Here is a 1,318-nt window from a genome sequence, read left to right as displayed (position 1 = left end):
GAGACTGTGTGAAATTTTGTGCCCTGACGCGCTTTCTTACGCCATGGGGAAGCGGTCTTCGAACATGATGGCAAGTTGACTTCTGACAGCGTGCCATTCGCGCACGGCGCGCTTCCACTCGGTCGATGTAGCATTGAGCGCCAGGTAAATCAATTTCGCGGCCGCCTCATCGCTCGGGAAGTGCCCGCGGGTGCGAACGGCGCGGCGGATTTTCGAGTTCAAGGCCTCAATGGAATTGGTGGTGTAAATCAGCCTGCGCACCTCTGGCGGATAATCAAGAAACGGGATCACCTCGTTCCAGGCCCGGCGCCAGCTCGGCGCGATCGCCGGATACCGGTTGGCCAGATCGCTTTCCTCGAACTCCGCCAGAGCGGCCTCGGCCGCGTCGGCGTCTACTGCCGTGTAGATCGCCTTGAGGGCGGCGGCGACAGCCTTGCGGTCCTTATAGCTGGCGAAGTTCATGGAATGGCGCAGCAGATGAACGATACAGGTCTGGACCCGGGTCTGGGGGAAGGCTGCCTCGATGGCCTGCGGGAAGCCCTTGAGCCCATCCACGACGGCAATGAGGATGTCTTGAACCCCGCGATTACGTAGATCGCTCAGGACCTTGGCCCAGAACTTGGCGCCCTCGTTCGCCTGGAACCACAGCCCCAGAACATCCCGCGTGCCGTCCGGCAGAACCGCGAGGGCGACGAAGACCGCCTTGTTCGAGACGGCTCCATCGCTGCGGATATTGACCCGGATCGCGTCCATGAAGATGATCGGATAGCAGGGTTCCAGAGGGCGGTTCTGCCAGGCGGTGACCTCCTCCATGACCGCGTCGGTAATCGCGGAAATCAGGCTGGGCGAGGCTTCGACGCCATAGATTTCCTCGATATGCCCCTGGATCTCGCGGGTCGTCATTCCCCGGGCATACATGCTGATGATCTTGCGATCGAACTCGGGAAAGCGGCGCTGATACTTGGCGATCAGCATCGGATCGAAGGTGCCGTTCCGGTCGCGGGGGATGTCCAGAATGACCTTGCCGCTGTCGGTGGTCACCGTCTTCTGGCTGCTGCCGTTTCGCCGATTGGGTGGCTGGTTGCGGCCCTCAGGCGCCTCCTCGGCGCGCTCTTCGTCGAGATGGACATCCATCTCCGTGCTCAACGCCCGCTCCGCCAGCGCCTTTGTCAACTCCGACAGAATGCCGTCCTTGCCAAACAAATCACCAGGCGCGCGGCCTTCCATCAATCGGTCCAAGATGTCTTTATCGATGCTCATACGTGGGTCTCCTCTTCGAGCAGTTACCACGTCAGGGCACAAAATTCAGGATAGTCCC

General features: G+C 60.8%; 1 protein-coding gene. It reads right to left on the bottom strand.

Translation table 11 applies throughout. From position 1 onward, the window contains the following. Positions 1–36: 36 nt before the first annotated feature. Positions 37–1,260 (bottom strand): IS256 family transposase, encoded by a 1,224-nt coding sequence (locus ACSR1C_RS20515; RefSeq protein ID WP_460260862.1) that lies wholly within the window; start codon positions 1,258–1,260, stop codon positions 37–39. Positions 1,261–1,318: the final 58 nt, after the last annotated feature.

This window comes from Actibacterium sp. D185-2 (assembly GCF_054954595.1).
This window is presented reverse-complemented; position numbering and strand designations above follow the sequence as displayed.